Origin of the sequence: Pseudomonas sp. W22_MBD1_FP4 (assembly GCF_052113765.1) — a bacterium.
GTDB lineage: Bacteria > Pseudomonadota > Gammaproteobacteria > Pseudomonadales > Pseudomonadaceae > Aquipseudomonas > Aquipseudomonas sivasensis.
The window spans coordinates 202141-224002 of sequence record NZ_JBGQOI010000009.1; the positions used below are offsets into that span (position 1 = coordinate 202141).

Annotated in this window: 18 protein-coding genes; 8 read left to right on the forward strand and 10 right to left on the reverse strand. The window is 59.3% G+C overall.

The window, feature by feature from the left end:
* Window positions 1–67 precede the first annotated feature (67 nt).
* The gene (locus ACEN2T_RS14265; protein ID WP_032891577.1) at window positions 68–1195 is read right to left on the reverse strand and encodes a branched-chain amino acid ABC transporter substrate-binding protein; all 1128 of its coding nucleotides are present in this window, start codon (window positions 1193–1195) and stop codon (window positions 68–70) included.
* Window positions 1196–1535: 340 nt separating this feature from the next.
* Here ACEN2T_RS14265 and ACEN2T_RS14270 point away from each other — a divergent pair, with 340 nt between their 5' ends.
* Window positions 1536–1841 carry a DUF2288 domain-containing protein gene (locus tag ACEN2T_RS14270; protein WP_099601291.1) on the forward strand — a complete coding sequence of 102 codons (306 nt, stop codon included), beginning with the start codon at window positions 1536–1538 and terminating at the stop codon, window positions 1839–1841.
* Between the two features lie 256 nt (window positions 1842–2097).
* Window positions 2098–3189: a hypothetical protein gene (locus ACEN2T_RS14275; RefSeq protein WP_122764887.1), complete on the forward strand. Its 1092-nt coding sequence runs from the start codon at window positions 2098–2100 to the stop codon at window positions 3187–3189.
* 36 nt (window positions 3190–3225) lie between these two features.
* Here the strand turns inward: ACEN2T_RS14275 and ACEN2T_RS14280 are convergent, their stop codons facing one another.
* The 3 genes from ACEN2T_RS14280 to ACEN2T_RS14290 form a co-directional block, all read right to left on the reverse strand.
* The gene (locus ACEN2T_RS14280) at window positions 3226–5403 is read right to left on the reverse strand and encodes a hypothetical protein (RefSeq protein ID WP_032891571.1); all 2178 of its coding nucleotides are present in this window, start codon (window positions 5401–5403) and stop codon (window positions 3226–3228) included.
* 201 nt (window positions 5404–5604) lie between these two features.
* The gene (locus ACEN2T_RS14285) at window positions 5605–7869 is read right to left on the reverse strand and encodes a putative bifunctional diguanylate cyclase/phosphodiesterase (protein ID WP_032891569.1); all 2265 of its coding nucleotides are present in this window, start codon (window positions 7867–7869) and stop codon (window positions 5605–5607) included.
* Between the two features lie 138 nt (window positions 7870–8007).
* Window positions 8008–8373, reverse strand: a complete 366-nt coding sequence (locus ACEN2T_RS14290; protein ID WP_099601295.1) for a YkgJ family cysteine cluster protein — start codon at window positions 8371–8373, stop codon at window positions 8008–8010.
* Window positions 8374–8625: 252 nt separating this feature from the next.
* Between ACEN2T_RS14290 and ACEN2T_RS14295 the strand changes: the two genes are divergently transcribed.
* Complete coding sequence (locus tag ACEN2T_RS14295; protein ID WP_032891565.1) at window positions 8626–9972, forward strand: spinster family MFS transporter; 1347 nt, start codon at window positions 8626–8628, stop codon at window positions 9970–9972.
* 183 nt (window positions 9973–10155) lie between these two features.
* On the opposite strand, the gene rapA is transcribed toward ACEN2T_RS14295, so the two are convergent.
* A complete protein-coding gene (gene rapA, locus ACEN2T_RS14300) occupies window positions 10156–13002 on the reverse strand; it encodes an RNA polymerase-associated protein RapA (protein ID WP_442116878.1) in 2847 nt (948 codons plus the stop codon).
* Between the two features lie 218 nt (window positions 13003–13220).
* Here rapA and ACEN2T_RS14305 point away from each other — a divergent pair, with 218 nt between their 5' ends.
* Window positions 13221–13562, forward strand: coding sequence for a hypothetical protein (locus ACEN2T_RS14305; protein WP_032891563.1), 342 nt, complete (start codon window positions 13221–13223; stop codon window positions 13560–13562).
* Here ACEN2T_RS14305 and ACEN2T_RS14310 read toward each other — a convergent pair.
* From ACEN2T_RS14310 to ACEN2T_RS14320, 3 genes are all read right to left on the reverse strand, one after another.
* Window positions 13559–14740 (reverse strand): aminotransferase class V-fold PLP-dependent enzyme, encoded by a 1182-nt coding sequence (locus ACEN2T_RS14310; RefSeq protein ID WP_442116879.1) that lies wholly within the window; start codon window positions 14738–14740, stop codon window positions 13559–13561. The genes ACEN2T_RS14305 and ACEN2T_RS14310 overlap by 4 nt on opposite strands.
* Complete coding sequence (locus ACEN2T_RS14315; RefSeq protein WP_099601298.1) at window positions 14737–15207, reverse strand: RidA family protein; 471 nt, start codon at window positions 15205–15207, stop codon at window positions 14737–14739. The genes ACEN2T_RS14310 and ACEN2T_RS14315 overlap by 4 nt, the downstream gene beginning before the upstream one ends.
* A 91-nt stretch (window positions 15208–15298) precedes the next feature.
* Window positions 15299–16171, reverse strand: a complete 873-nt coding sequence (locus tag ACEN2T_RS14320) for a LysR substrate-binding domain-containing protein (protein WP_442116880.1) — start codon at window positions 16169–16171, stop codon at window positions 15299–15301.
* A gap of 133 nt (window positions 16172–16304) precedes the next feature.
* Between ACEN2T_RS14320 and ACEN2T_RS14325 the strand changes: the two genes are divergently transcribed.
* Both ACEN2T_RS14325 and ccoM read left to right on the forward strand, forming a co-directional pair.
* A complete protein-coding gene (locus ACEN2T_RS14325; RefSeq protein WP_095184037.1) occupies window positions 16305–16466 on the forward strand; it encodes a hypothetical protein in 162 nt (53 codons plus the stop codon).
* Between the two features lie 143 nt (window positions 16467–16609).
* Window positions 16610–16726: a cytochrome c oxidase subunit CcoM gene (gene ccoM, locus ACEN2T_RS14330; RefSeq protein ID WP_017530457.1), complete on the forward strand. Its 117-nt coding sequence runs from the start codon at window positions 16610–16612 to the stop codon at window positions 16724–16726.
* 178 nt (window positions 16727–16904) lie between these two features.
* Here the strand turns inward: ccoM and ACEN2T_RS14335 are convergent, their stop codons facing one another.
* Entirely contained in the window at window positions 16905–18380 is a 1476-nt protein-coding gene (locus tag ACEN2T_RS14335; protein WP_099601300.1) for an inorganic phosphate transporter, read from the reverse strand.
* A gap of 312 nt (window positions 18381–18692) precedes the next feature.
* Window positions 18693–18893: a hypothetical protein gene (locus tag ACEN2T_RS14340; RefSeq protein WP_034096311.1), complete on the reverse strand. Its 201-nt coding sequence runs from the start codon at window positions 18891–18893 to the stop codon at window positions 18693–18695.
* 569 nt (window positions 18894–19462) lie between these two features.
* Between ACEN2T_RS14340 and pcaR the strand changes: the two genes are divergently transcribed.
* Both pcaR and ACEN2T_RS14350 read left to right on the forward strand, forming a co-directional pair.
* On the forward strand, window positions 19463–20305 hold the full coding sequence (pcaR, locus tag ACEN2T_RS14345; RefSeq protein WP_032891554.1) for a pca regulon transcriptional regulator PcaR: 843 nt from the start codon (window positions 19463–19465) through the stop codon (window positions 20303–20305).
* A 145-nt stretch (window positions 20306–20450) separates the two neighbouring features.
* Window positions 20451–21791 (forward strand): MFS transporter, encoded by a 1341-nt coding sequence (locus ACEN2T_RS14350; protein WP_032891552.1) that lies wholly within the window; start codon window positions 20451–20453, stop codon window positions 21789–21791.
* Window positions 21792–21862: the final 71 nt, after the last annotated feature.

The following is a 21862-nucleotide window of genomic DNA, read 5'->3' on the forward strand; positions in this document are numbered from 1 at the left end:
CCCATAAACCTCGTAAAACAAAGCCCACTGCTTTCACAGTGGGCTTGTTGGACCAGTAACGCCTGGCTTACTGAGGGGAAACTTCGGTTTTTGGTTTGCCGAAGTGCCATTCGTAGACCACGAATTTGAAGTCCTTCAGGTCGCCCTTGGCGTCGAAGCTCAGCTCGCCGGTAGGGGTCTTGAAGGTACCCGCGTGGATGGCGGCAGCCACTTTGGCGGTGTCTTCGCTCTTGGCAGCGGTAATACCGCCGGCGATGACTTCAATGGCCGAGTAGGCCGGGAACACGAACGGACCGGTTGGGTCCTGCTTGTTCTTGGTGAACTCTTCAACGATGGCTTTGTTGGCCGGGTCGGTGTCGAAGGATTTCGGCAGGGTCACCAGCAGGCCTTCGGAAGCACCTTGGGCGATTTGCGAGATGGAGTCGTTGCCGACGCCTTCAGGGCCCATGAACTTGGCGTTCAGGCCTTTTTCCTTGGCTTGGCGCAGGATCAGGCCCAGCTCAGGGTGGTAGCCGCCGTAGTAAACGAAGTCGACGTTGGCTTGCTTGAGTTTCTGGATGATCGAGGAGAAGTCTTTGTCGCCAGCGTTCAGGCCTTCGAAGACGGCAACTTTGGTGCCTTTTTCTTCCAGGGTCTTTTTGACGGCCGTGGCGATGCCTTCGCCGTATTGCTGTTTGTCGTGCAGGACGGCAACGATTTTAGGCTTCACGTGGTCGGCGATGTAGTTGCCGGCCGCTGGGCCTTGGGCGCTGTCGAGGCCGATGGTACGGAAGATCAGCTTGTAACCACGGGCGGTGATTTCCGGGCTGGTGGCCGCCGGGGTAATCATGATCACGCCTTCGTCTTCATAGATGTCGGACGCTGGCTGAGTGGAGCTGGAGCAGAGGTGACCGACCACGAACTTAACGCCGTCGTTAACCACTTTGTTGGCGACAGCCACGGCTTGTTTAGGGTCGCAAGCGTCGTCGTATTCCTTGGCTTCAAGCATTTTGCCGTCGACGCCGCCTTTGGCGTTGATGTCGGCGATAGCTTGCTTGGCACCCATGAATTGCATGTCGCCGTATTGCGTCACAGGACCAGTCTTTGGACCGGCGATGCCGATCTTGATGGTGTCAGCTGCGAACGAATGGCCGGCAACCCCAGCCAGGACCATAGCGGCAAACAGTTTGGAAATCTGCTTAGTAGCCTTATTCATAGTGCTCCACTCTTACTGTTGTATTTTTTATAGTTCTAGCGGCCTTGTGAGCTGCAGAACCGGATCAGATATCTCGGATATCCCCCGGCAGTGCCCTGGCAACTGTACCGGTACAGTGTAGAGCGCCGGTTCATCGCTTGAAAAGCTGGCTGCTGGGGGCAAAACCTTGGCGTGTCGCTTAAATGAAAGAAAAAGACAGAATTGCGGCGGGGTGATGCCAGAGTTTCGGGCAATCCTTGGCTTTCCTGACACTTTCTATCGTTGACTCATTTGCAACTGGGTTTTTCTACCTCGGTCGCGACGTTATGATTGCGCCGATTTTTTCCCAAGGTGAATTCCCATGACGCAAGAACCTAGCACCCTCTATGCCAAGCTGCTCGGTGAAACCGCCGAAATTTCCTGGAAGGAGCTTGAACCGTTCTTTGCCAAGGGTGCCCTATTGTGGGTCGACACCGGCTTGGATTTGATCGAAGCCGCCGAGGGAATGGCCGAGGACAACCGTGACAAAGTCGCTGCCTGGCTGGCCTCGGGTAGCCTGGGCGAAGTGTCTGCGACGCGGGCATTGGACCTGGTGGAGCGTGATCCAAGTTTGTGGGCGGTGGTGGTTTCGCCGTGGATATTGATCCAGGAAAGGGCGGCGCAATAGAGGTGAGCACTAAAATAGTGCGTGTTTTTCCGTGGCAAAAGTGTGTAGCCGAGTAACCGCAGATACGGTGATGGCATCTTGCCGTGGAGAAAGGTCACAGCTCAGGGTGACGTGCGCGTCATGGGAACAGTTATCTTGCGAGCGAATAGGCGGGAGAATTGTTTCTCAGTGTGAATAAAGCGTAGCGGCTGTCAGATCATGACATGGGAAAGGGTGAATTCCGGTAAAGTTCGCCGCTTGTCACCCGGAGCTCGTCATGCCGTCAGCGCTGCCCCCTTTAGCCAAGTCTTCGCACCAGCTGCTTTACCTTATTTACGGTAATCAGGACGTTTATAGGCGCGAAGCCAAGTTCAGTATCCTCACTGCCTTGTCCCAGCTCAAAGCGGGCGAGTCGTTGTGCATCCGTGTCATGACCGATCGCCCCCAGGATTACTTCGGCTGGCCGGTTGAGACCATCACGTTGGACGAGCAGACCCTGACCCAATGGCAGGGTGAAAACGGCTATGCCCACCGCCGCAAGGCGTGCGCGATTGCCCACGGGCTTGCGCTTGCGGACAAGACCCTGTTCGTTGACACCGACACCCTGTTTCTCAAATCCCCCCATCGCGTGCTTGAGCTGATCGAGCCGGGCCAGTACGTGATGGATGGCTTCGAATACGACTGGAGCTACGTGTGCAAGCGTCCTGACTACCTCAAGTTGGGCGAGCACCTACAGGCCCATGGCATCTCTGCCGATAACAGCTTCAAGCTCTACAACAGTGGCCTGTGCGGTGTCCGCGCCAGTGATGCGCCGCTGCTCGAAGCGTCCATCTGCCTGATCGACGAGTGGACCCAGCACTCGTTCGATATCCACACCATCGAGCAAATCGCGATTTCCTTTGCGATGCGCGAACAGAAGGTGCGCGAGGCGTGCAAGTTCGTGCATCACTACTATGCCGACAAGCGCTTCTTCCATGCCATGCAGGCGCACTTCTTCGCCCAGCACGGTGAGGTATTCGGCCCTGAGTTGGTAGCGCGTTGCCTTGATGTGCCGCGGGTCAAGCCGGTGCCCTCGCCCTGGCAGCGACTGCGCATCAAATGGAAGCTGCGCAATCAGTGCAAGCGTGTCAAAAAGGTCGGCCGCGATCTGCTCTACGGCAGTTCGGCGCCCGAACATCCGTACTACGACGTGTGCCGACATGGCTGGTGGGAATCGGCTTCGCGGGAGATTCGCGGCTGGGATGAGGCGGAGCAGCAGCGGTTTTTTGGCGCGAAAGACGCCGGCTGGCCGAAGCATATTCCCCGGCCTGCCAAGCGCGCTGACGAACAAACCATCCTCGCGTTCCTGCGCCAGCGCATGACGCAATGACGTTGCGACGGCGCCACGCGGCGCCGTCGCACAGTATCAGGCCGTCTTGCCGGTATGGTTATTCAACGAAATAACCTTGGTCTTGCCGATGCGGTGACGATAGATCTCACGCAGGTACTTGATCGCTTTCTTCACGCAGTCCCGTGACAGACGAATGTCATTGATCGATACGAACTTGTCTTTGTCGTTGATCAGCTCCCGGTACTTCTTCTCATACATCGGTTTGATCGCGTACCAGTTGGTGTCGAGGATCTTGGCCGGGTTTTCAAACTCGTTGAGCAGCTCGTCGATACGGTCTTCGTCGAAGTCCTCGTGGATGATGAAATCCAGGATCGAGTTGTCCAGCGTGTCATCGAAGCGGTACGGATTGCGCGCGAAGCAACGTTTGATAAACGCCACGATCAGCGTCAGGAAGTCATCCGACAGGCAGGGGCTCTTGGCAATCAGGGTGGTCAGCGACAGGTTGGCCGACGCGCCGATGACCAAGGCGTAGCGCTTGAGCGTGGTATTGGGGAACAGGCTGTTGAGGTGAGTCTTGAGCCGGTTCAGGTCCATGTAGGACAGTTTGTAGTCCTTGGGCAGCGAGACGATGGACACCACCGACGAGCAGTTCTTGAAGAAGTGCAGGTCGTGCAGCGCCGCTGCGTCATAGCCGGAATTCTTGTACTGCTCCAGGGACGCTTTGTAGCGCTTGGACTCGATTGGCAACAGGCTGATGCCTTCGATGGCCTGGGTGACCTTATTGAAGTGCGGCAGGTCGATGGAGCGGAAGAACAGATCGTCGATATTCAGGCGCTGGGGCTCCTTCTCGAAGACTTTGAACTTGTCATTCGAAGGAACTGGGGTTTCCGGAACCACGGACTCGGCGTAGGCAATCGCCACCGGGCCGGCCAGGCTCATGAATAGGTCGTTGGCGTCCAGGCGGATGGTTTCGCCGATGTCGATACCGGCGCGACGGAAGTAGTTCTGGTCGTAGTCGGTGGTCACGGCCTGGGCGGTGAGGATGTTGAAGATCTGCTGGGAGATGTACTGGTTGGCGTGTTTTTCCATGGCATTGACGTCAATGTTCTGGATGTTGCCGTCATCGCTTTCTTCGGCATAGCGCATGATGTCGTTGGAGATCAGCATCATCGCGTTCCATGGGCGGATACGCCCCTTCACGCTGGCTTCGCTGCTGTCTTCGTTGTCAAAGTTGTACGAGAAGTCCCACTCTTCCGAAAGGTATTTGCACAGCAGCCGGCCGGCGTTGATGTGTAGCGCCTCGGACATTTCACTGCGGTGATCGGAAATGTTCGGCAGCACACAAATACCGCTGGTGAAGATCGGCTCGAAGACGAAAGCATGGCCGCTTTTGCTGTCGTGCTCGTCGGCGGGCTTGGTGTCGAAGGTCTTGTTCATGTACGAGTGCTGCTGGGCCAGGCCGAATTCCGAGGCCATGCCTGAGCCGGTACCGCCACCGGCGCTGAAGATCGAGAAGTACAGGCGCGACTGATTGGCCTTGATGCCGCAGGAATCGATCAGGTACGAATGGATCATCTTCCAGTCGGGGCTGGAAAAGCGCTGGGTGTCTTTGTTGAGGATGATCTTCGCCAGGTATTGGCCGAGGATCGGCGCGTTACCGGCGCCACCGGCATGGACTTCGGAGAGGTCCATGATTTTCATCTTGCTGTAGTCGCGCAGGAAGCCGCTTTTTTCGCCCTTGCGTGAGAAGCGAATACGCCCGGCGATGTCCTTGTCCAGGTCGCCGAGCATCACCAACGGTTCCACGAGGAACACCGGCTTGCTGGCCTTGCCGCCGCCCAGGCGCAGGTTATTGCGGATCCACTGGGCCGGACTGTAACCCTTGTCCAACGATTTATCTTCGTTGCTGAACTCGTTCAGGTAGAACTTGCGCGCGTTGTACACCAACTCCGCCACGTCCAGCGCAATGTTCGAACCGCAGCGGCCCAGGCCGATCAGGCATACCGACGGAAACTCTTGCTCGCTGCGCTGCTCGCCGTCCACTTCCAGATGAGGCGGGCGTGGAAACACCATGTCGCGCAGGCCATCGAGGTTATCGAGGATACGGTCGGTATTGGTTTCGGTGAAGTACAGGTATTGCTGGGTGGACAGCGGGCGGGCAGTGGTCAATGACGTTGAACCTGAGGGCTTCTGCGCAGGCGCTGCGAGCAACACGTCGGATACCACGGTGGCAGAGTTATTTTTAGAAGTCATTGTGCGCCATGTGCCTGGGCGGATGGCTGGAAGAATCAAAGGGCCATCACGGAATGGGAGTTCGCGACTTTGCAGTGCGTCCTTGTCCGGGACGATCGGGCTGACCCCGTGTTCTCAGGGAAAACCTGGCCGGACTCTGATGAATCGGCCGTTCGTCGGGAATCTTTAGATGAATGATGGCGAAATGCCAAGGAATCGGCGTCAGCGAATTGGCCTCACGATAGAGGTGGGCCCAGGTCGGCCCGGGGCAGGTTCTCTCGGCGCGATGGTGTCTTTGGTGGCTGCCATGCTCAACGAATAAAGCGGGTTGTGTATGTCGATGCCCTGCATAACGCTGATGATGTCACTGGCGGCCACTGCTGGGCTCAGCAGGTAACCCTGGACGTAATCACAGCCGTGTTGGAGCAGCAGTTCGAACTGGGCATGGGTTTCCACGCCTTCGGTTACCACCTGCAGGTGCAGGGTATGGGCCATGCCGATAATCGCCTGGACGATCTCGATATCGGCGGTCGATTTGGGAATGTCCTGGATGAACGAACGATCAATCTTCAAGGTGTTGAGCGGTAGGCGCTTGAGGTAAGCGAGGGAGGAGTAGCCGGTGCCGAAATCGTCGATGGCCAGCGACACGCCCAGCGAACGTATTTGCCGCAACAGCGCCAGGGTGCTGCTGATGTTGCCCATCAGCGCATTTTCAGTCACTTCCAGCTCCAGGCGATTAGCGCCGATCCCGCTGAAGCGCAGGGCGTCTTCTATCTCATCTGCCAGCTCATCGCGGGCCAGGTTCAGGGCCGAGCAGTTCACCGCCATGGTCAGGTCGGTATAGCCTCGGTCGGTTAGCAGGCTCAAGTCATGGCAGGCCTGGCGCAGTACCCAGTGGTCGAGGTCGGCGATCAGTCCGTTGCTTTCGGCAATGCCGATAAATCGGTCCGGGGCCAGCAGCCCATGTTGCGGATGCTGCCAGCGCACGAGGGCCTCCAGGCGCGTGACCTTGCCCAGTTTCATGTCAAAGATCGGTTGGTAGAACAGCACCAGTTGGTTCTGGGCGCGCAAGGCGCTGCGCAGTTCTTCTTCCAATTGCAGTTCGAGGAAGGCCCGGGTCTTCAGGTTGGAACTGAAGAAGTTCAGGCTGTTACGCCCCGTATCCTTGGACTGGTAAAGCGCCAGGTCGGCGGTCTTGAGCAGCTCTTCGCAGGTCAGGCCATCGTCGGGAAACAGGCTGATGCCGATGCTGGTGGTCATTACCATGCGGCGGCCGGCCAGTTCGATGGGCTCTTTCATTTTCTGCATGATGCGCTGGGCCAGGTGCCGCGCTTCGTCGCGGTGGTGGACGCTGATCAGGATGCAGAACTCATCGCCGCCGAACCGGGCGACCACGTCTGCATGGCTGCGCACCGAGCCTTTGATATGGCTGGCGAGTACGGTGAGCAATTGATCGCCGGCGTCATGACCGAGGCTGTCGTTGATGCGCTTGAAGTGGTCGATGTCCAGGAAAATCACCGCCATCATGCCGTTTGAAGCGGTTTTTTCGGCGATTTTCTCCGCAAAGATCTGATTGAAACCCCGGCGATTGAGCAGGCTCGTCAGGGCATCGTAATGGGCTACCTGTTGTAGAGAGGCGCGCGCCTGGTCCAGTTCGCTGAGCAGTGCGTTGACCCGACGCAGGTCGCGTTCCTTGTGCTGCAGTTTCTTGTCCGCCAGAGCAGCGCTGATGCTGCTGCCGATTACCAGCAGGGTGATCACGGCGACCGACAGTCCCAATTGGATCGGGTTGTTGTCCAGCGGCAATGAAAGGTCGGCCCCCGTGGGCACGATCAATTGCGTCGCGGCCATGCCGGTAAAGTGCATGCTGAGAATGCCCGCGCCCAGCACCAGGCTGGCGGCGTACTTGAGCAGTTGATGAAATACCCCAGTGCCGGTGCGCAGGTAACTCGACAGCAATAACGCGGCCAGGCTGGCGCCCATGGCGATGCCCACAGAGGCGAGGAACAGCCCCGACTCGAAATACATCTGAGCCTGGGAGCGCATGGCTGACATGCCGACGTAGTGCATCAACGCGATGCCAAACCCCATCCAGACCGACGCCAGCACGTATTGGTGGAACCGCAGGTTGGCATGACTGAGGGTTTTCATGGCGAACAACGAGGCGATCAGGGCGATCAGCAGCGAGGCGAACGTTGTAATCAGTTCGTAGTGAATCGCAATGGGGGCCTGGAAGGCCAGCATGCTGATGAAGTGGGTAGACCAGATGCCACCCGCCAGGCAGCCGGCACCCAGCCAGCGCCAGTGGCGGCGTGCGGTGGGATCTTCGACATGGCCAACGCGTTCAGCCATGTCCAGGGTGCCGAACCCCGCCGCACAGGCCACCAGATAGGCCAGCAACACCAGGAAAGGGTTATGACTGCAATTGAGTAATAAGTGCCCGTTCGCTGGAAGATCGGTAAAGAAGTGCAGACCCAGCCATTCCATAGCATGTCCCGTCATAGCGTCACGTCACAGCCTGCGGCAATGACCTATGGGGTCGAGTATAGAAGCCTCGAAGGATTTGCCAGGGATAATGGCACTTTGCTCTGAATGATTTTGGCATGCCACCCATAGCGATTAATGCTAAGCGCTGATGGGCAGTTCCAATTCGAACGGCGCTTGCAACGGCGGCAGGCCAAATGCGGCGCGGGCTGCATCGCAGTCGACGTTCTGTTCGCCCTGACTCCACGACGCATCGAACTCTCGGCAGGGGCTTGAACGCAGCTCATATATTGAGCAACTGGTGCCTTTGCCGACTTCACCTTCAAGGCTGCAGCAGCGTGCGGGCTTCTGATCAGTCCCGATCATCGCCACGCGGGTCGGGTTGATCTGCACCACCAGGTCATCCGGCACCGTGCCCCCCGATGAGGCACACTCACCCCAGAAGAAAGACACACGGAAGTGTGAACAGCAGGCACCGCAACTCAGACACGGACTGGCTTCGGACATGGGCGTCATCGATAAGAAAGGTAAGAAGGGGGTGCTACGGGAAGGCTCGCCATTCTATCCGCGCCATGGCCGTTGGGAAGAGGGTGGCGCACTTATATTTTTGTAGGTGAAGTCCCGCAGCACCGGGTGAAATCATGCCCTATCAGCTTTACGAATCATTACAGACAACCAGAGCTCGCCTGACTATGTTGCAGGTACCGGGCAGGATGCATCGGGCATCGCAGCTCTCATAACAATAAAAGAGACGGACCCATGCAGAACTCGACCCAAGCGGCGAATGCCTGGCGCATTCTGTTCCTGCTGTTTCTGGCCAACCTGTTCAACTTCTTCGACCGCACGATTCCGGCGATCATCATCGAGCCAATCCGCATGGAATGGCACCTGAGCGACTTCCAGCTCGGCATCATCGGCACCGCTTTTACTATCGTCTACGCCATTGCCGGCCTGCCGCTTGGGCGCATGGCCGATACCGGCTCGCGCAGCAAGCTCATGGGCTGGGGCCTGTTCGCGTGGAGCGGCCTGACGGCGGTCAACGGCTTGGTCGGCAGTTTCTGGACATTCTTGCTGGTGCGCATGGGCATCGGTATCGGTGAAGCCAGTTATGCGCCTGCCGCCAACTCGCTGATTGGCGATCTGTTCCCGGCGCACCGCCGTGCTCGAGCCATGGGGATTTTCATGCTGGGCCTGCCGCTTGGCCTATTGCTGGCATTCTTTACCATTGGCTGGATGGTCAAGGCCTTCGACAGCTGGCGCGCGCCGTTCTTTATCGCCGCCGTGCCGGGGATGATCCTTGCGGTGTTCATGTTCTATATCAAGGAGCCCAAGCGCGGCGCCGCCGAAACCGTACAAGTCTCCCAGGAACGCGTCGACCGCCCGATTCGCCGCGTACTGGCTGTGCCGACTTTCCTGTGGCTGGTGCTGGCTGGCCTGTGCTTCAACTTTGCCACCTACGCGTGCAACTCGTTCCTGGTGCCGATGCTGCAGCGCTATTTCCTTATGCCACTGCAGGACGCGGCGGTCGCCACTGGCGTCATTGTCGGGTTGACCGGCCTGGTGGGCTTGACCTTGGGGGGCTGGATTGCCGACAAGATCCATCAACGTGTTGCCAATGGCCGGCTGCTGTTTGCGGCGTTCAGCCTGATCATCTCCACTGTGACCACCGCCTGGGCATTGCATGCCGGGCGCATCGAGATCGGCGTGTTTGTGGCCCTGTTCAGTGTGGGCTGGTTGTTTGCGTATAACTTCTACACCTGCGTGTACACCGCGATCCAGGACGTGGTCGAGCCGCGCCTGCGGGCCACGGCGATGGCGTTGTTCTTTGCCGGGTTGTACTTGCTCGGCGGCGGGATGGGGCCGATTGTGGTGGGCGGGCTGTCCGACCACTTTGCCCATTCGGCGATGTATGCCGATGGGGCTGCGCAGATGACCGAGGCTTATAAAGCCGTGGGCTTGCACGACGCCATGTACCTGATTCCGGTGGCGCTGTTTTTGACGATGTTGTTTCTGTTCCAGGCGTCACGCAGTTTTGTGCGTGATGCCAAGCGTATGAAGGAAGGCTTGATGGCGGTTGAGGTGCCGGCTGCGGCAGCGACTGCTTGAAACCGCGGTGATTCCACCGGGGGCAAGCTTCCTCCCGCAGTTGACCGAGTTGTCATGTCGACCACTGATCAATGTGGGAGGGGGCTTGCCCCCGATGAAGCCCGCAAAGCCAACGCTTTTCTCCAGCGAATAAAAAAGGCCCGCATTGCGCGGGCCTTCTTGTTCAGCAGGGCAGGGCGGTAATCAACCCGCCACCAACACCCGAATCGCTTCCAGTCGCAGCGCCGCTTTGTCGAGCATGGCCAGGCCTTGTTCGCGTTGATTGCGCAGGGCAACCAACTCACTGTCACGCACGGTCGGGTTGACCGCTTGCAACGCGGTCAGGCGTGCCAGTTCTTCGTCGGTGTCTGCCGCCAGGCGACGCTTGGCCTCGGCCACACGTTCGGCGTGGCGCGGAGTGATCTTCTCTTCACCGGCGTTGATGCGCGGGGTGAGTTGATCGCGCTGGGCTTGCACGAACTTGTTGGCGCTGGCCCGTGGCACGCTTTCCAACTGGTCGTTCAGGGTTTCGAACGAGACGCGGCCGGACAGGTCGTTGCCGTTGGTATCCAGCAAGCAGCGCAGTGCCGCCGGCGGCAGGTAGCGACCCAGTTGCAGTGCGCGTGGTGCGACGACTTCGCTGACGTAGAGCAGCTCCAGCAGCACGGTGCCCGGCTTGAGCGCCTTGTTCTTGATCAGCGCCACGGCGGTATTGCCCATGGAACCGGACAGCACCAGGTCCATGCCGCCCTGCACCATCGGGTGTTCCCAGGTGATGAACTGCATGTCTTCGCGCGACAGTGCCTGGTTACGGTCGTAGGTGATAGTTACACCTTCGTCGTCGCCCAGGGGGAAGCTGGCGTCGAGCATTTTTTCGCTGGGCTTGAGGATCAGCGCGTTTTCCGAATGGTCTTCGCTGTCGATGCCGAATGCGTCGAACAGGGTTTCCATGTAGATCGGCAGGGCGAACTGGTCGTCTTGTTCAAGAATGTCTTCAACCAGCGCATCGCCTTCGCCAGCGCCGCCGGAGTTGAGCTCCAGCAGACGGTCACGACCGGTATGCAGCTCTTGCTCCAGGCGCTCGCGCTCGGCACGGGCTTCGTCGATCAGGGCTTGCCACTCGCCGTCGTCGGCGTTTTCCAGCAGCGGCAGTAGGCGCGGGCCGAACTGATGCTGCAAGGCGTTGCCGGTCGGGCAGGTGTTGAGGAACGCGTTCAGCGCTTCGTGGTACCACTGGAACAGGCGCTCTTGCGGGCTGGTTTCCAGGTACGGCACGTGCAGTTCGATCACATGCTTTTGGCCGATCCGGTCCAGACGACCGATCCGCTGTTCCAGCAGGTCGGGGTGGGACGGCAGGTCGAACAGTACCAAGTGGTGGGAGAACTGGAAGTTGCGGCCTTCACTGCCGATTTCCGAGCAGATCAGCACCTGTGCGCCAAACTCTTCATCGGCAAAGTAGGCGGCGGCGCGGTCACGTTCGAGGATGTTCATGCCCTCGTGGAACACCGTGGCCGGGATGCCGGAGCGCACGCGCAGGGCGTCTTCCAGGTCCATGGCGGTTTCGGCGTGGGCGCAGATCACCAGCACTTTGGTGCGCTTGAGCATTTTGAGCTGGTCGATCAGCCACTCGACGCGTGGGTCGAAGCGCCACCAGCGGTTTTCTTCATCGATGTCCGGTTGCGACTGGAAGCTGACTTCCGGGTACAGCTCGGCGTGTTCGCCCAGCGGCAACTCCAGGTATTCGTCCGGGTTCGGCATTGGGTAGGCGTGCAGCTTGCGCTCCGGGAAACCCTGCACGGCGGCACGAGTGTTACGGAACAGCACGCGGCCGGTGCCGTGGCGGTCGAGCAGCTCACGCACCAGGCGCGCGCTGGCTTCTGCGTCGCCATCGTTGACGGCGGTGAGCAGCGTTTCGCCTTCGTTGCCGAGGAAGCCTTGGATGGTCTTGTGTGCGGTCGGTGACAGGCGGCCCTTATCGAGCAGCTCCTGCACGGCTTCGGCCACCGGGCGATAGTTCTCGCTCTCGGCGCGGAAGGCGTGCAGGTCGTGGAATCGGTTCGGGTCCAACAGGCGCAGGCGAGCGAAGTGGCTGTCCTGGCCCAGTTGCTCCGGGGTAGCGGTGAGCAGCAGTACGCCGGGGATCACTTCGGCGAGTTGCTCCACCAGCGTGTATTCCGGGCTGGCTTTTTCTTCATGCCAGACCAGGTGGTGGGCTTCGTCGACTACCAGCAAGTCCCAGCCGGCGGCGAATAGCGCGTCCTGGGCCTTCTCGTCGTCCACCAGCCATTCCAGTGCAACCAGGGCCAACTGAGTGTCTTCGAACGGGTTGGCGGCATCGCTTTCGATGAAGCGTTCTTCGTCGAACAGCGCAACTTGCAGGTTGAAGCGGCGGCGCATTTCCACCAGCCACTGGTGCTGCAGGTTTTCCGGGACCAGGATCAGCACACGGTTGGCGCGGCCCGACAGCAATTGGCGATGGATCACCAGGCCGGCTTCGATGGTCTTGCCCAGGCCTACTTCGTCCGCCAGCAATACCCGCGGCGCGATACGGTCAGCGACTTCACGGGCGATATGCAGTTGGTGAGCAATGGGTTGCGCACGCACGCCACCCAGGCCCCACAGCGAGGACTGCAATTGGCGGCTGGTGTGTTCCAGGGTGTGGTAGCGCAGCGAGAACCACGCCAACGGGTCGATTTGGCCGGCGAACAGACGGTCGCTGGCCAGTCGGAACTGGATGAAGTTGGAGAGTTGGGTTTCCGGCAGGGTGACCTGCTCGTTCTGCCCATTGAGGCCGTGGTAAACCAACAGACCGTCGACGTCGTCGACTTCCTGAACGGTCATTTTCCAGCCTTCGAAATGGGTGATGGAGTCACCCGGCGAGAACCTCACGCGGGTGAGGGGCGCATTCCGTAGCGCATACTGGCGAGTGTCGCCAGTGGCCGGATAGAGCACGGTCAACAAGCGGCCGTCCTGTGCCAGAACGGTGCCTAACCCCAGCTCTGCTTCGCTGTCACTAATCCAGCGTTGCCCCGGTTGATACTGCTGCGCCATGCTGCCTGACTCCCACCGTGAAAAAGCCGACTATCTTAACGGAACAAGGCCCTCAGCCAAAGGACTCTGACGAAAACTACTCCGTTTGAGTGCAGGGGCGAGCGCTGAATCGACGGGTGGCGGGCACTTGCGAGTGTCGACTGGGTCACAGGTTGGCGAGTCCGTGCTCAAGTCGTCGCCCGGTCCGCCGACAGCCTGCTGACAGGAGAACAACTATCATGCTGCCACCCATGCTGCCCGTCAGCGTTGTACCGGTTACGTCGCAACTCGACCCGGTCCGCCAGAAACCGGATATTCCGCCCGTGGTCCCTGTGCAAGCGGGCTCCAACGAAAGCACGATCGACCTGAAAAAGGGCGATGCCGAGCAGTCGACCTTTTTGCTGCGCGAGGAACAACGCCGCCAGCAGGAACAACAGAAACGTCGGCGCGAAGCCGATGAAAACCCGGATCAGCACCTGGCGATCCCGGGCGACCTGCTCAATGCCGACAACACCGTACCGGTCGTGCCGTTGATCGAAGACGCGCCGCGCCAGGGCTTGTGGGTTGACGTCGAAGTTTAAGCGCTCAGTTGCCGCAGGGCTGCCATCAGCGACTTGATGTCGTGATCGTTGTTCAGGGGGCTGACGGAGATTCTTGCAACGCTTGCCAGGCCACGCGCCTGCATATCCAGCGGGGTGTAGCCCACGCCGTTGGCGCCGATATTGATGCGCTTCAATCCCAATTGCCGTTTGAGTTCGAAGGCGTCCCAGCCGGCGAGGTTGAAAGCGATCAGCCCTGATTGAAGCGTGCCCAGTTCATGTAGGGAAACCCCCGGAATCTCACGTAGAGCTTCACGAATTTGCGCGCTGGTCTGTGCGACGCGTTCCCATACGCGCCCAATCCCCAGGTGATTCATCTCGCGCAGCGCATTTCCCAAACCCGCTAACAGCGCGAAGGACACTTCGCTGGTTTCAAAGCGCCTGGCGTCGTCGCGCAGGTCGAAACCGGTTGCGGCCAAGGGGGCAGAAAGCACGTCACGCTGGGCCGGGTCCAGGTGCTGGAGAAAGTCCGGCCGTACATACAGCAGCGCCGTGCCTCGCGGCCCGCGCAGGTGTTTGCGACCGGCTGACTTGAGTACGTCACACTGCAACGCTTGTACATCCACCGGCACTTGGCCGACGGCTTGGCCGGCGTCGACAAAGTAGGGGATGCCATGACGCTTGGCCACTGCGCCGATGGCCTGGGCGGGGTTGATCAGGCCGCCGTTGGCCGGGAGCCAGGTGAGGTCGATCAGCTTTACATGGGCATCGATCATTGACTCCAGCGCCACGGGGCAAACCGCGCCGGTTGCATCGCAGGGAATGACTTCCACCCGTGCACCTGCCTGCACGGCCAGCTGCATGCTCGCCAGATTGCCGCCCCATTCGTGGCGCCCCACCAGAATGCGATCACCGGGTTGCCACGCGCCCAAGGCTTGGAACGCCATGCTCCAGGCAGTTGAGCCGCTGCTGGCAAACGCTATGGACGCGGCGGGCGCATTGAGCAGTTGCGCGGCGGCGTGGCGGGCTTTTTCCATCAGCATGGCGCCATGCTCACCGGCCTCCATTGGACCGTCGCGGGCTTCGCGCTGTAGTTGGTCGATGATGGCGTCCAGTGTCGCCTGGCTTGGCAGGGACGCGCCGGCATGGTTGAAGTGCACGAGGCCCGATTGGCAGCCGGGTGCGGACTCCCTTAATCGTTGAATATCCAGCGGGCTCACGGCTGCAACTCGAAAATTGCGTCAACCTCCACCGCCACGCCGGCCGGCAGGCTGGCAACACCCACCGCTGTTCGCACATGCCGGCCCTGTTCGCCGAGTGCATTCACCAGCAGGTTCGACGCACCGTTCGCCACCGCGCCCTGGTGCTGGAAGTCAGCGCTGCTGGCGATAAACACCCCCAGGCGCAGGGTGCGTACCAAGCGCGACAGGTCATCGCCCAAGGCATCGCTCAATTGCGCGAGCAAGCTCAGTGCAGCCAGTTCTGCCGCCTGGGTGCCGTCTTCCTCGCTGAGGGATTCCCCCAGTCTGCCGAGGTAAGCAGGCTTGCCGTCGAGCAGGGGGATCTGCCCGGAAATAAACAGCTGGTTCTGGCTGATGACATGGTTGATGTAGTTGGCAATCGGCTGGCTGGGGGCTGGCAGCGTCAAGCCAAGGGCGTGCACGCGTTGGCGGATGGAGTTGCTCATGCTGAATCCTCTGATTTCAAGAGGTTTGAGCATGTTGGTCCGGGGGAGGCTGCGACAAACGGATAGATCTCACGCGACGTATCGAAATAACTCACGCGTCAGCGCAGACCTCCTTTAACCATCGGCTGAAACACTCGGCCGCTTCACCGGTGGAACCTTGGGGGGCGATCAGCCAATAGCCGATGTCACTGTGGTAGGGCGGCCAGTCGAAGGCTTCAACCAGGCTGCCGTCCTGAAGCCGGCGTTGGATCAGGCGGTGACGGCCCATGGCAATGCCCTGGCCGGCGACGGCGGCTTCGACCACGATGTTGTAGTCATGCAGCATGACGCGCGGGTGGTGTTCGAGGTCGACTTGATAATGCTGGGACCAATCCGTCCATTCGAACGGCCGGTGCGAGGTTGCCATCAGCAAGGGGCCGTTGTGCAGTTGACTGGCCTTGAATGCCGGGCTGCACACCGGTGAAATCACTTCAGCCATTAGCCGCGTGGCCCGCACGTCCGGCCAATCGCCTTTGCCGTAACGAATGGCCAGGTCGACCTCGGCGGCGGCGACGTTGGCCAGTTGAATCGCTGGCAATAACTCCACCTGGATGTGCGGATAGCGGTTAAGAAACCCCGCCAGGCGCGGGGCCAGCCACAAGGTGGCGAAAGACGCCAGCAGGCCGATGCGCAACATAGTGGCGCTGGGTAGCTGCCGTTGGGCGCGGGTCGCGGCAGCGATGGCGTCAAGGGCGGGGCGGATTTCATCGTAGTAACGCTGCCCGTCGGCGGTCAGATCGATCGCGCGGGTGCGTCGGATAAACAGCGGTTTACCCAGATGCTGTTCGAGCTTTTGCACCTGATGGCTTAGGGCGCTTTGGGTAACCGATAACTCACTCGCCGCCTTGATAAAACTCAAGTGGCGGGCCACGGCTTCAAAGGCTCGTAGTGCCAGCAACGGTGGAAGATCCTTGTGCAGAGCCACCTGAGTGCGCCTCCTGGGTCGTGCGGAAAGTGCCGATTTTGGGCGACGGCCTGCCATTTGTCGCGCGCTGATTTGCCGTCGGGCGCAGCAGCCCGCATTATTGAACCCTACTCGCCACGACGTAAGACAAGCCATGAGTGATGACGACAAGCTGATCGACCTGAATGCCGAACGCGCCAAGCGCGTACATGACCTCAATGACAAACGCCTGAATGAAGTGCGCCAGGCGTTTGAACACGCGATGCCTTTAGGCAAAGGCAAGAAAAAATCAAAGAACAAACCGAAAAAGCGTTAACACGGCCTGCATCTGTTGATGCAGGTCAGTTAGTCCCCTTCTTTACGCCCCGTTGCGGGCGACATTGATCCCCGTCAATTTTTCAATCCGCCTTCTCCAGTAACTTAGCCCTATCGCAACAGGGCAAGTGCAGGAGGCCGGTCATGTTTATCGATAATGTGGTATTCGCCGGAGTGCTGACTGTAAGCCTCATGGTGTTGTTTTTTGTAGGGTTTGGATTCTTCATCTGGAAAGACGCAAACAAGCGTAAAAAACCTTAGGTCTTTCCGGGTTACATGAGCACGCAAGGCATTTTGGGCGACTTCGGTCGCCTTTTTTTTTGAGTTGTTTTTGTGTGTATATCCGTCGCTGCAGCAACGGATAGGTCCCCCGCCAAAAAAACCAAAAAAAAGGCGCAACCCCCATCAGGATCACGCCTTCTTTTCCAACCCAAATCTATCAGCTACCCAACGCCTTGGAAGCCAACCAGAACAGCCCGGCCGACAGTCCAACAGTCGCAGGCAACGTCAACACCCAGGCCATCAGGATGGTCTTGACCGTTCCACCTTGCAGGCCGCTTTTGTTCGCGACCATGGTGCCGGCCACGCCCGAAGACAGCACGTGGGTCGTGGACACCGGCAGGGCGAAGATATTGGCAAAACCAATCATGGTAGCGGTGGTGATCTGTGCCGACATGCCCTGGGCATACGTCATGCCCTGTTTGCCGATCTTCTCACCGATGGTCAGTACCACACGCTTCCAACCCACCATGGTGCCCAGGCCCAAGGCCAGTGCGACGGCGAGGATCACCCAGAACGGCGCGTACTCGGTGGTGGCGGTCAGGTCTTTGCGCAGTTTGTCGAGGTCGGACTTCTCACGCGCATCCAGGCCCGGCAGCTTGCCGACTTTCTTCGCAGTGTCGTCCAGGCAGAGCAGGTAGCGACGCACTTCGATACGCTGATCCGAAGTCAGCGAATGGTAGTCGGAGACACCTTTCAACGTACTGACGAGCGCATTGATAGTAGGTTCGGTCTGCTGCGGGTTGCACTGGAACTTGCCCGGCAGATCGTCTTTCACGCTTTTGCCCAGGGCCAGGAATTCGCCGAGGGTGGCGTTATTGCGCTGGTAGAACTGGCTCAAATGCACGGTGGCGTCGCGAGTGCGTTCGATCTGATAGGTGGTACTGCCCAGGTCGAGTACGAACTGCGCCGGCACGATGCCGATCAGCACCAGCATGATCAGGCCGATGCCTTTCTGGCCATCGTTGGAGCCGTGCACGAAACTCACGGCCATGGCGGAGATCACCAGGACCAGGCGGTTCCAGAACGGCGGGTGCTTCTTGTCGTCGAGCTTGCGGCGCTGGTCCGGAGTCTTGTGCATCTTCGACAGCGGACGCCACCATTTCAGACCGATCAGCACCAGGGCTGCGACCAGGAAACCAGCCATTGGCGAGAACACCAGGGATGCGCCGATATCAACAGCTTTCTGCCAGTTCACACCGTCAGCCAGGGGGATATCGTTGATCAGGGCATTGGCCAGGCCGACACCGAGGATCGAACCGATCAAGGTGTGGGAGCTGGAAGCAGGGATACCGAAGTACCAGGTGCCCAGGTTCCAGGTGATCGCCGCGGCTAACAACGAGAAGACCATCGCCAAACCATGGCCGGTGTTCACATTGATCAGCAACTCCACCGGCAGCAGATGCACGATGGCGTAGGCGACACCGACACCACCGAGCAACACGCCGAGGAAGTTGAACACCCCGGAGAAGAACACGGCCAGATGCGGCGGCATGGCTTTGGTATAGATGACTGTGGCCACCGCGTTAGCGGTGTCATGAAAGCCATTGATGAACTCGAAGGCGAGGACAAAGGCGAGGGCGAGCAACAGGCTCACTAGAACCCAAGCATCCAGTCCGCTGAATAAATCGATCATGAAGGTTTTCTGACCCGGTCGTAAGGGGGCGCGATTATGCCAGAAAACCTCAGTAATCGATGCATTAGCTGCTCGTCGGTAACAATCTTCATTGAAACGCCTGGGGCGAAACCGGGCGATCCCAAGGTTTTCGGGGCTTTAGCAAGTCTTTGATTTATAAAGTGCAGGGCTGAAAAGACACGGTTTTGTCACCGAATCGTCATCCTTGAAACATTTGTATGAAATTTTACTGGTGGGAGTGGGACTCAGGGTGCCCGACCGATGGCTAGCTGCCAGCAGTCAGGGCCGAACCCTAGGCTCAATCCGAAGCGCTTATGGCTCTTCGGGTTTGAGTTCCTGTTCAATCTTTTGGATTTCCTGGGCAAATGCCTGGTCGAGCAGGCTGGCTCGCTTGCGCCATGGTTTGCGTTCAGGTTCAGGCTGGGCGGCGTAGGTGGTGACTTCCCCGCCGTAAACATCCTTGTAACGTTGCTCCTGGCGCTCAAGTTCCGCGCGCAGTTCATCTTTCGTCACATTGTTACCTAATTGAGTTGAGTGTAATTACGCTGCAGCGTTATGCCTGAATGTCGCCCTCGGATTGTTCAAAGTTGAGCAGTTGATGCGTTCAAGTTTGAACAACGGATACTGGAAACCGTTGGTTATGGCTGTCATTCAAAGCAGGTAGTTGCGACTGTCCATGCACTGCATGTGCCTGGCCTGGCGAGCTCTGGCCCCGAAAGTAAAACCGGGCTGACCTCCGCACAGGGTGCATTATAGCGGCGCATTTGAATAACACTATCGGCATAAAGTTGAAAAGCGTCAACTTTGTGTGAGCGTTTTGTTACACGCACACGTGAGTAGTTGCTGAGATTCTGGCGCCATAAATTCAACAAGCAACTAAAGGTTCAAGCCTTTCACCGTAACTTTACTTTGCCAAGGCGCCATCGCGAGACCGGTCGCTCAGGTACGCCCCAAATTGCGATAATCGCATGATCGTCCGATAATCGCCCAATGTTGCCGGCCCTGTCTTGTGCAGATCGGTCGGTGCGGCTTGTAATACCTGCCCAATCCCTGCGGTTGACAATAAGAGAAAGGAACCTGAGATGAACGATCAATTGCGCAACTCTTTCGCCTCAGTGGCGCCGCCGATCGTTGCCTCGCCGGCCAAGCGTATCCAGGCGTTTACCGGTGACCCGGACTTCATGACCTCCCTGGCCCGTGGCCTGGCCGTGGTGCAGGCATTCCAGGAGCGCAAACGCCACCTGACGATTGCGCAAATCAGCCATCGCACCGAAATTCCCCGCGCCGCTGTGCGTCGTTGCCTGCATACCCTGATCAAACTTGGCTACGCCACCACCGATGGGCGTACCTATTCCTTGTTGCCCAAAGTACTGACCCTCGGCCATGCCTACCTGTCGTCCACGCCATTGGCGGTGTCGGCCCAGCCATATCTGGACCGTATGAGTGAACAACTGCACGAAGCCTGCAACATGGCGACCCTCGAAGGCGACGACATCCTCTATATCGCCCGTTCGGCCACCACCCAACGCCTGATTTCCGTGGACCTGTCGGTGGGCGGGCGTTTGCCGGCCTATTGCACGTCCATGGGCCGCATCCTGCTCGCGGCGCTGGACGACGCCTCGCTGCAGGATTACCTCGACCACGCGGACCTGCAAATCAAGACCAGCCGCACCCTCACCACTCCCGAAGCCCTGTTCGAATGCCTGCAACAAGTGCGTCAGCAGGGTTGGTGCATCGTCGACCAGGAACTGGAGCAAGGCCTGCGCTCCATCGCCGTGCCGGTGTATGACGCGTCTGGCCAGGTATTGGCAGCGCTCAACGTCAGTACCCATGCCGGACGCGTCAGCCGCAGCGAGCTGGAACAGCGCTTCCTGCCGAGCATGCTCAGCGCCAGCCGTGAGCTGAGTGCGCAGTTATTTGCCTAAGGTGTTCGGTGACCGCACAGATCCCGGCTTGATCAATTGACGCTATTTCCCCCGGCTTATTACTGTGCGGCAGCGCTCTTAAGGGCGCCCCAATAATAATGACGACCCCAGGTCGTTGGCCCGCCCTCGGTGTGGAATAAAAATAATGAATCAGCCTTCTGTCGGTACCACGCTGGACGTGCAGTCCTTCATCAACACCCAGCCACTGTCACGCTATCAGTGGCGCGTGGTTATCCTGTGTTTCCTGATTGTCTTCCTTGATGGCCTCGACACCGCCGCCATGGGCTTTATTGCGCCTGCGCTGTCCCAGGACTGGGGCATCGACCGCGCCAGCCTTGGTCCGGTGATGAGCGCCGCGTTGATCGGCATGGTGTTCGGCGCGTTAGGTTCGGGCCCGCTGGCCGACCGTTTCGGTCGTAAAGTCGTGCTGGTCGGCGCGGTTTTGGTGTTTGGCGCGTTCAGCCTGGCTTCGGCCTACAGCAGCAATGTCGACCAATTGCTCGTGCTGCGTTTCCTCACAGGGCTGGGCCTTGGAGCAGGCATGCCTAATGCCACCACGCTGCTGTCCGAGTACACCCCCGAGCGCCACAAGTCGCTGCTGGTGACCAGCATGTTCTGTGGTTTCAACCTGGGCATGGCCGGTGGCGGGTTTATCTCGGCCAAACTGATCCCGGCGTTCGGCTGGCACGCGTTATTGATGATCGGCGGCATCCTGCCGTTGATCCTGGTGGTGGTGCTGCTGCTCTGGCTGCCGGAGTCGGCGCGTTACTTGGTGGTGCGCAACCGCGGCACCGATAAGGTGCGCAAAACCTTGTCACCCATCGAGCCCAACATCGTCGCCCAGGCCACCGCCTTCAGCGTGCCCGAACAAAAAACCGTCAAGGCCCGTAACGTGTTCGCGGTGATCTTCTCCGGCACTTATAGCGCCGGGACCTTGCTGCTGTGGCTCACCTACTTCATGGGCCTGGTGATCGTGTACTTGCTCACCAGTTGGTTGCCGACGCTGATGCGTGACAGTGGCGCGAGCATGGAGCAGGCCGCGTTTATTGGCGCGTTGTTCCAGTTCGGTGGGGTGTTAAGCGCCGTCGGCGTAGGCTGGGCGATGGACAGGTTCAATCCCCACAAAGTCATCGGCATCTTTTACCTGCTGGCCGGGGTGTTTGCCTACGCGGTAGGTCAGAGCCTGGGCAATATCACCGTGCTGGCGACGTTGGTGCTGATCGCCGGAATGTGCGTCAACGGCGCGCAATCGGCGATGCCGTCCCTGGCGGCGCGCTTTTATCCGACCCAAGGCCGCGCCACCGGCGTGTCGTGGATGCTCGGCATCGGCCGCTTCGGCGCGATCCTCGGCGCCTGGATGGGCGCCACCTTGCTGGGCCTGGGCTGGAACTTTGAGCAGGTGCTCACCGCCCTGGTGATCCCGGCCGCTGTGGCCACGACGGCGGTGGTGATCAAGGGCATGGTCAGCCATGCGGATGCCACCTGAGCTTGGCAGGTTTCTAAGCTGGGAGAGGGCAAGCGCTCTCTCACACCAGAAGATTAGCTAGACAACAATAT

What these genes read in the sequence shown, in the direction of transcription:
- ACEN2T_RS14280 (WP_032891571.1), bottom strand. Translation starts at nt 5,403, where the DNA reads ATGACTTCTAAAAATAACTCTGCCACCGTGGTATCCGACGTGTTGCTC.
- ACEN2T_RS14270 (WP_099601291.1), top strand. Translation starts at nt 1,536, where the DNA reads ATGACGCAAGAACCTAGCACCCTCTATGCCAAGCTGCTCGGTGAAACC.
- ACEN2T_RS14265 (WP_032891577.1), bottom strand. Translation starts at nt 1,195, where the DNA reads ATGAATAAGGCTACTAAGCAGATTTCCAAACTGTTTGCCGCTATGGTC.
- ACEN2T_RS14335 (WP_099601300.1), bottom strand. Translation starts at nt 18,380, where the DNA reads ATGATCGATTTATTCAGCGGACTGGATGCTTGGGTTCTAGTGAGCCTG.
- ACEN2T_RS14285 (WP_032891569.1), bottom strand. Translation starts at nt 7,869, where the DNA reads ATGGAATGGCTGGGTCTGCACTTCTTTACCGATCTTCCAGCGAACGGG.
- ACEN2T_RS14275 (WP_122764887.1), top strand. Translation starts at nt 2,098, where the DNA reads ATGCCGTCAGCGCTGCCCCCTTTAGCCAAGTCTTCGCACCAGCTGCTT.
- ACEN2T_RS14325 (WP_095184037.1), top strand. Translation starts at nt 16,305, where the DNA reads ATGAGTGATGACGACAAGCTGATCGACCTGAATGCCGAACGCGCCAAG.
- rapA (WP_442116878.1), bottom strand. Translation starts at nt 13,002, where the DNA reads ATGGCGCAGCAGTATCAACCGGGGCAACGCTGGATTAGTGACAGCGAA.
- pcaR (WP_032891554.1), top strand. Translation starts at nt 19,463, where the DNA reads ATGAACGATCAATTGCGCAACTCTTTCGCCTCAGTGGCGCCGCCGATC.
- ccoM (WP_017530457.1), top strand. Translation starts at nt 16,610, where the DNA reads ATGTTTATCGATAATGTGGTATTCGCCGGAGTGCTGACTGTAAGCCTC.
- ACEN2T_RS14305 (WP_032891563.1), top strand. Translation starts at nt 13,221, where the DNA reads ATGCTGCCACCCATGCTGCCCGTCAGCGTTGTACCGGTTACGTCGCAA.
- ACEN2T_RS14315 (WP_099601298.1), bottom strand. Translation starts at nt 15,207, where the DNA reads ATGAGCAACTCCATCCGCCAACGCGTGCACGCCCTTGGCTTGACGCTG.
- ACEN2T_RS14290 (WP_099601295.1), bottom strand. Translation starts at nt 8,373, where the DNA reads ATGTCCGAAGCCAGTCCGTGTCTGAGTTGCGGTGCCTGCTGTTCACAC.
- ACEN2T_RS14350 (WP_032891552.1), top strand. Translation starts at nt 20,451, where the DNA reads ATGAATCAGCCTTCTGTCGGTACCACGCTGGACGTGCAGTCCTTCATC.
- ACEN2T_RS14295 (WP_032891565.1), top strand. Translation starts at nt 8,626, where the DNA reads ATGCAGAACTCGACCCAAGCGGCGAATGCCTGGCGCATTCTGTTCCTG.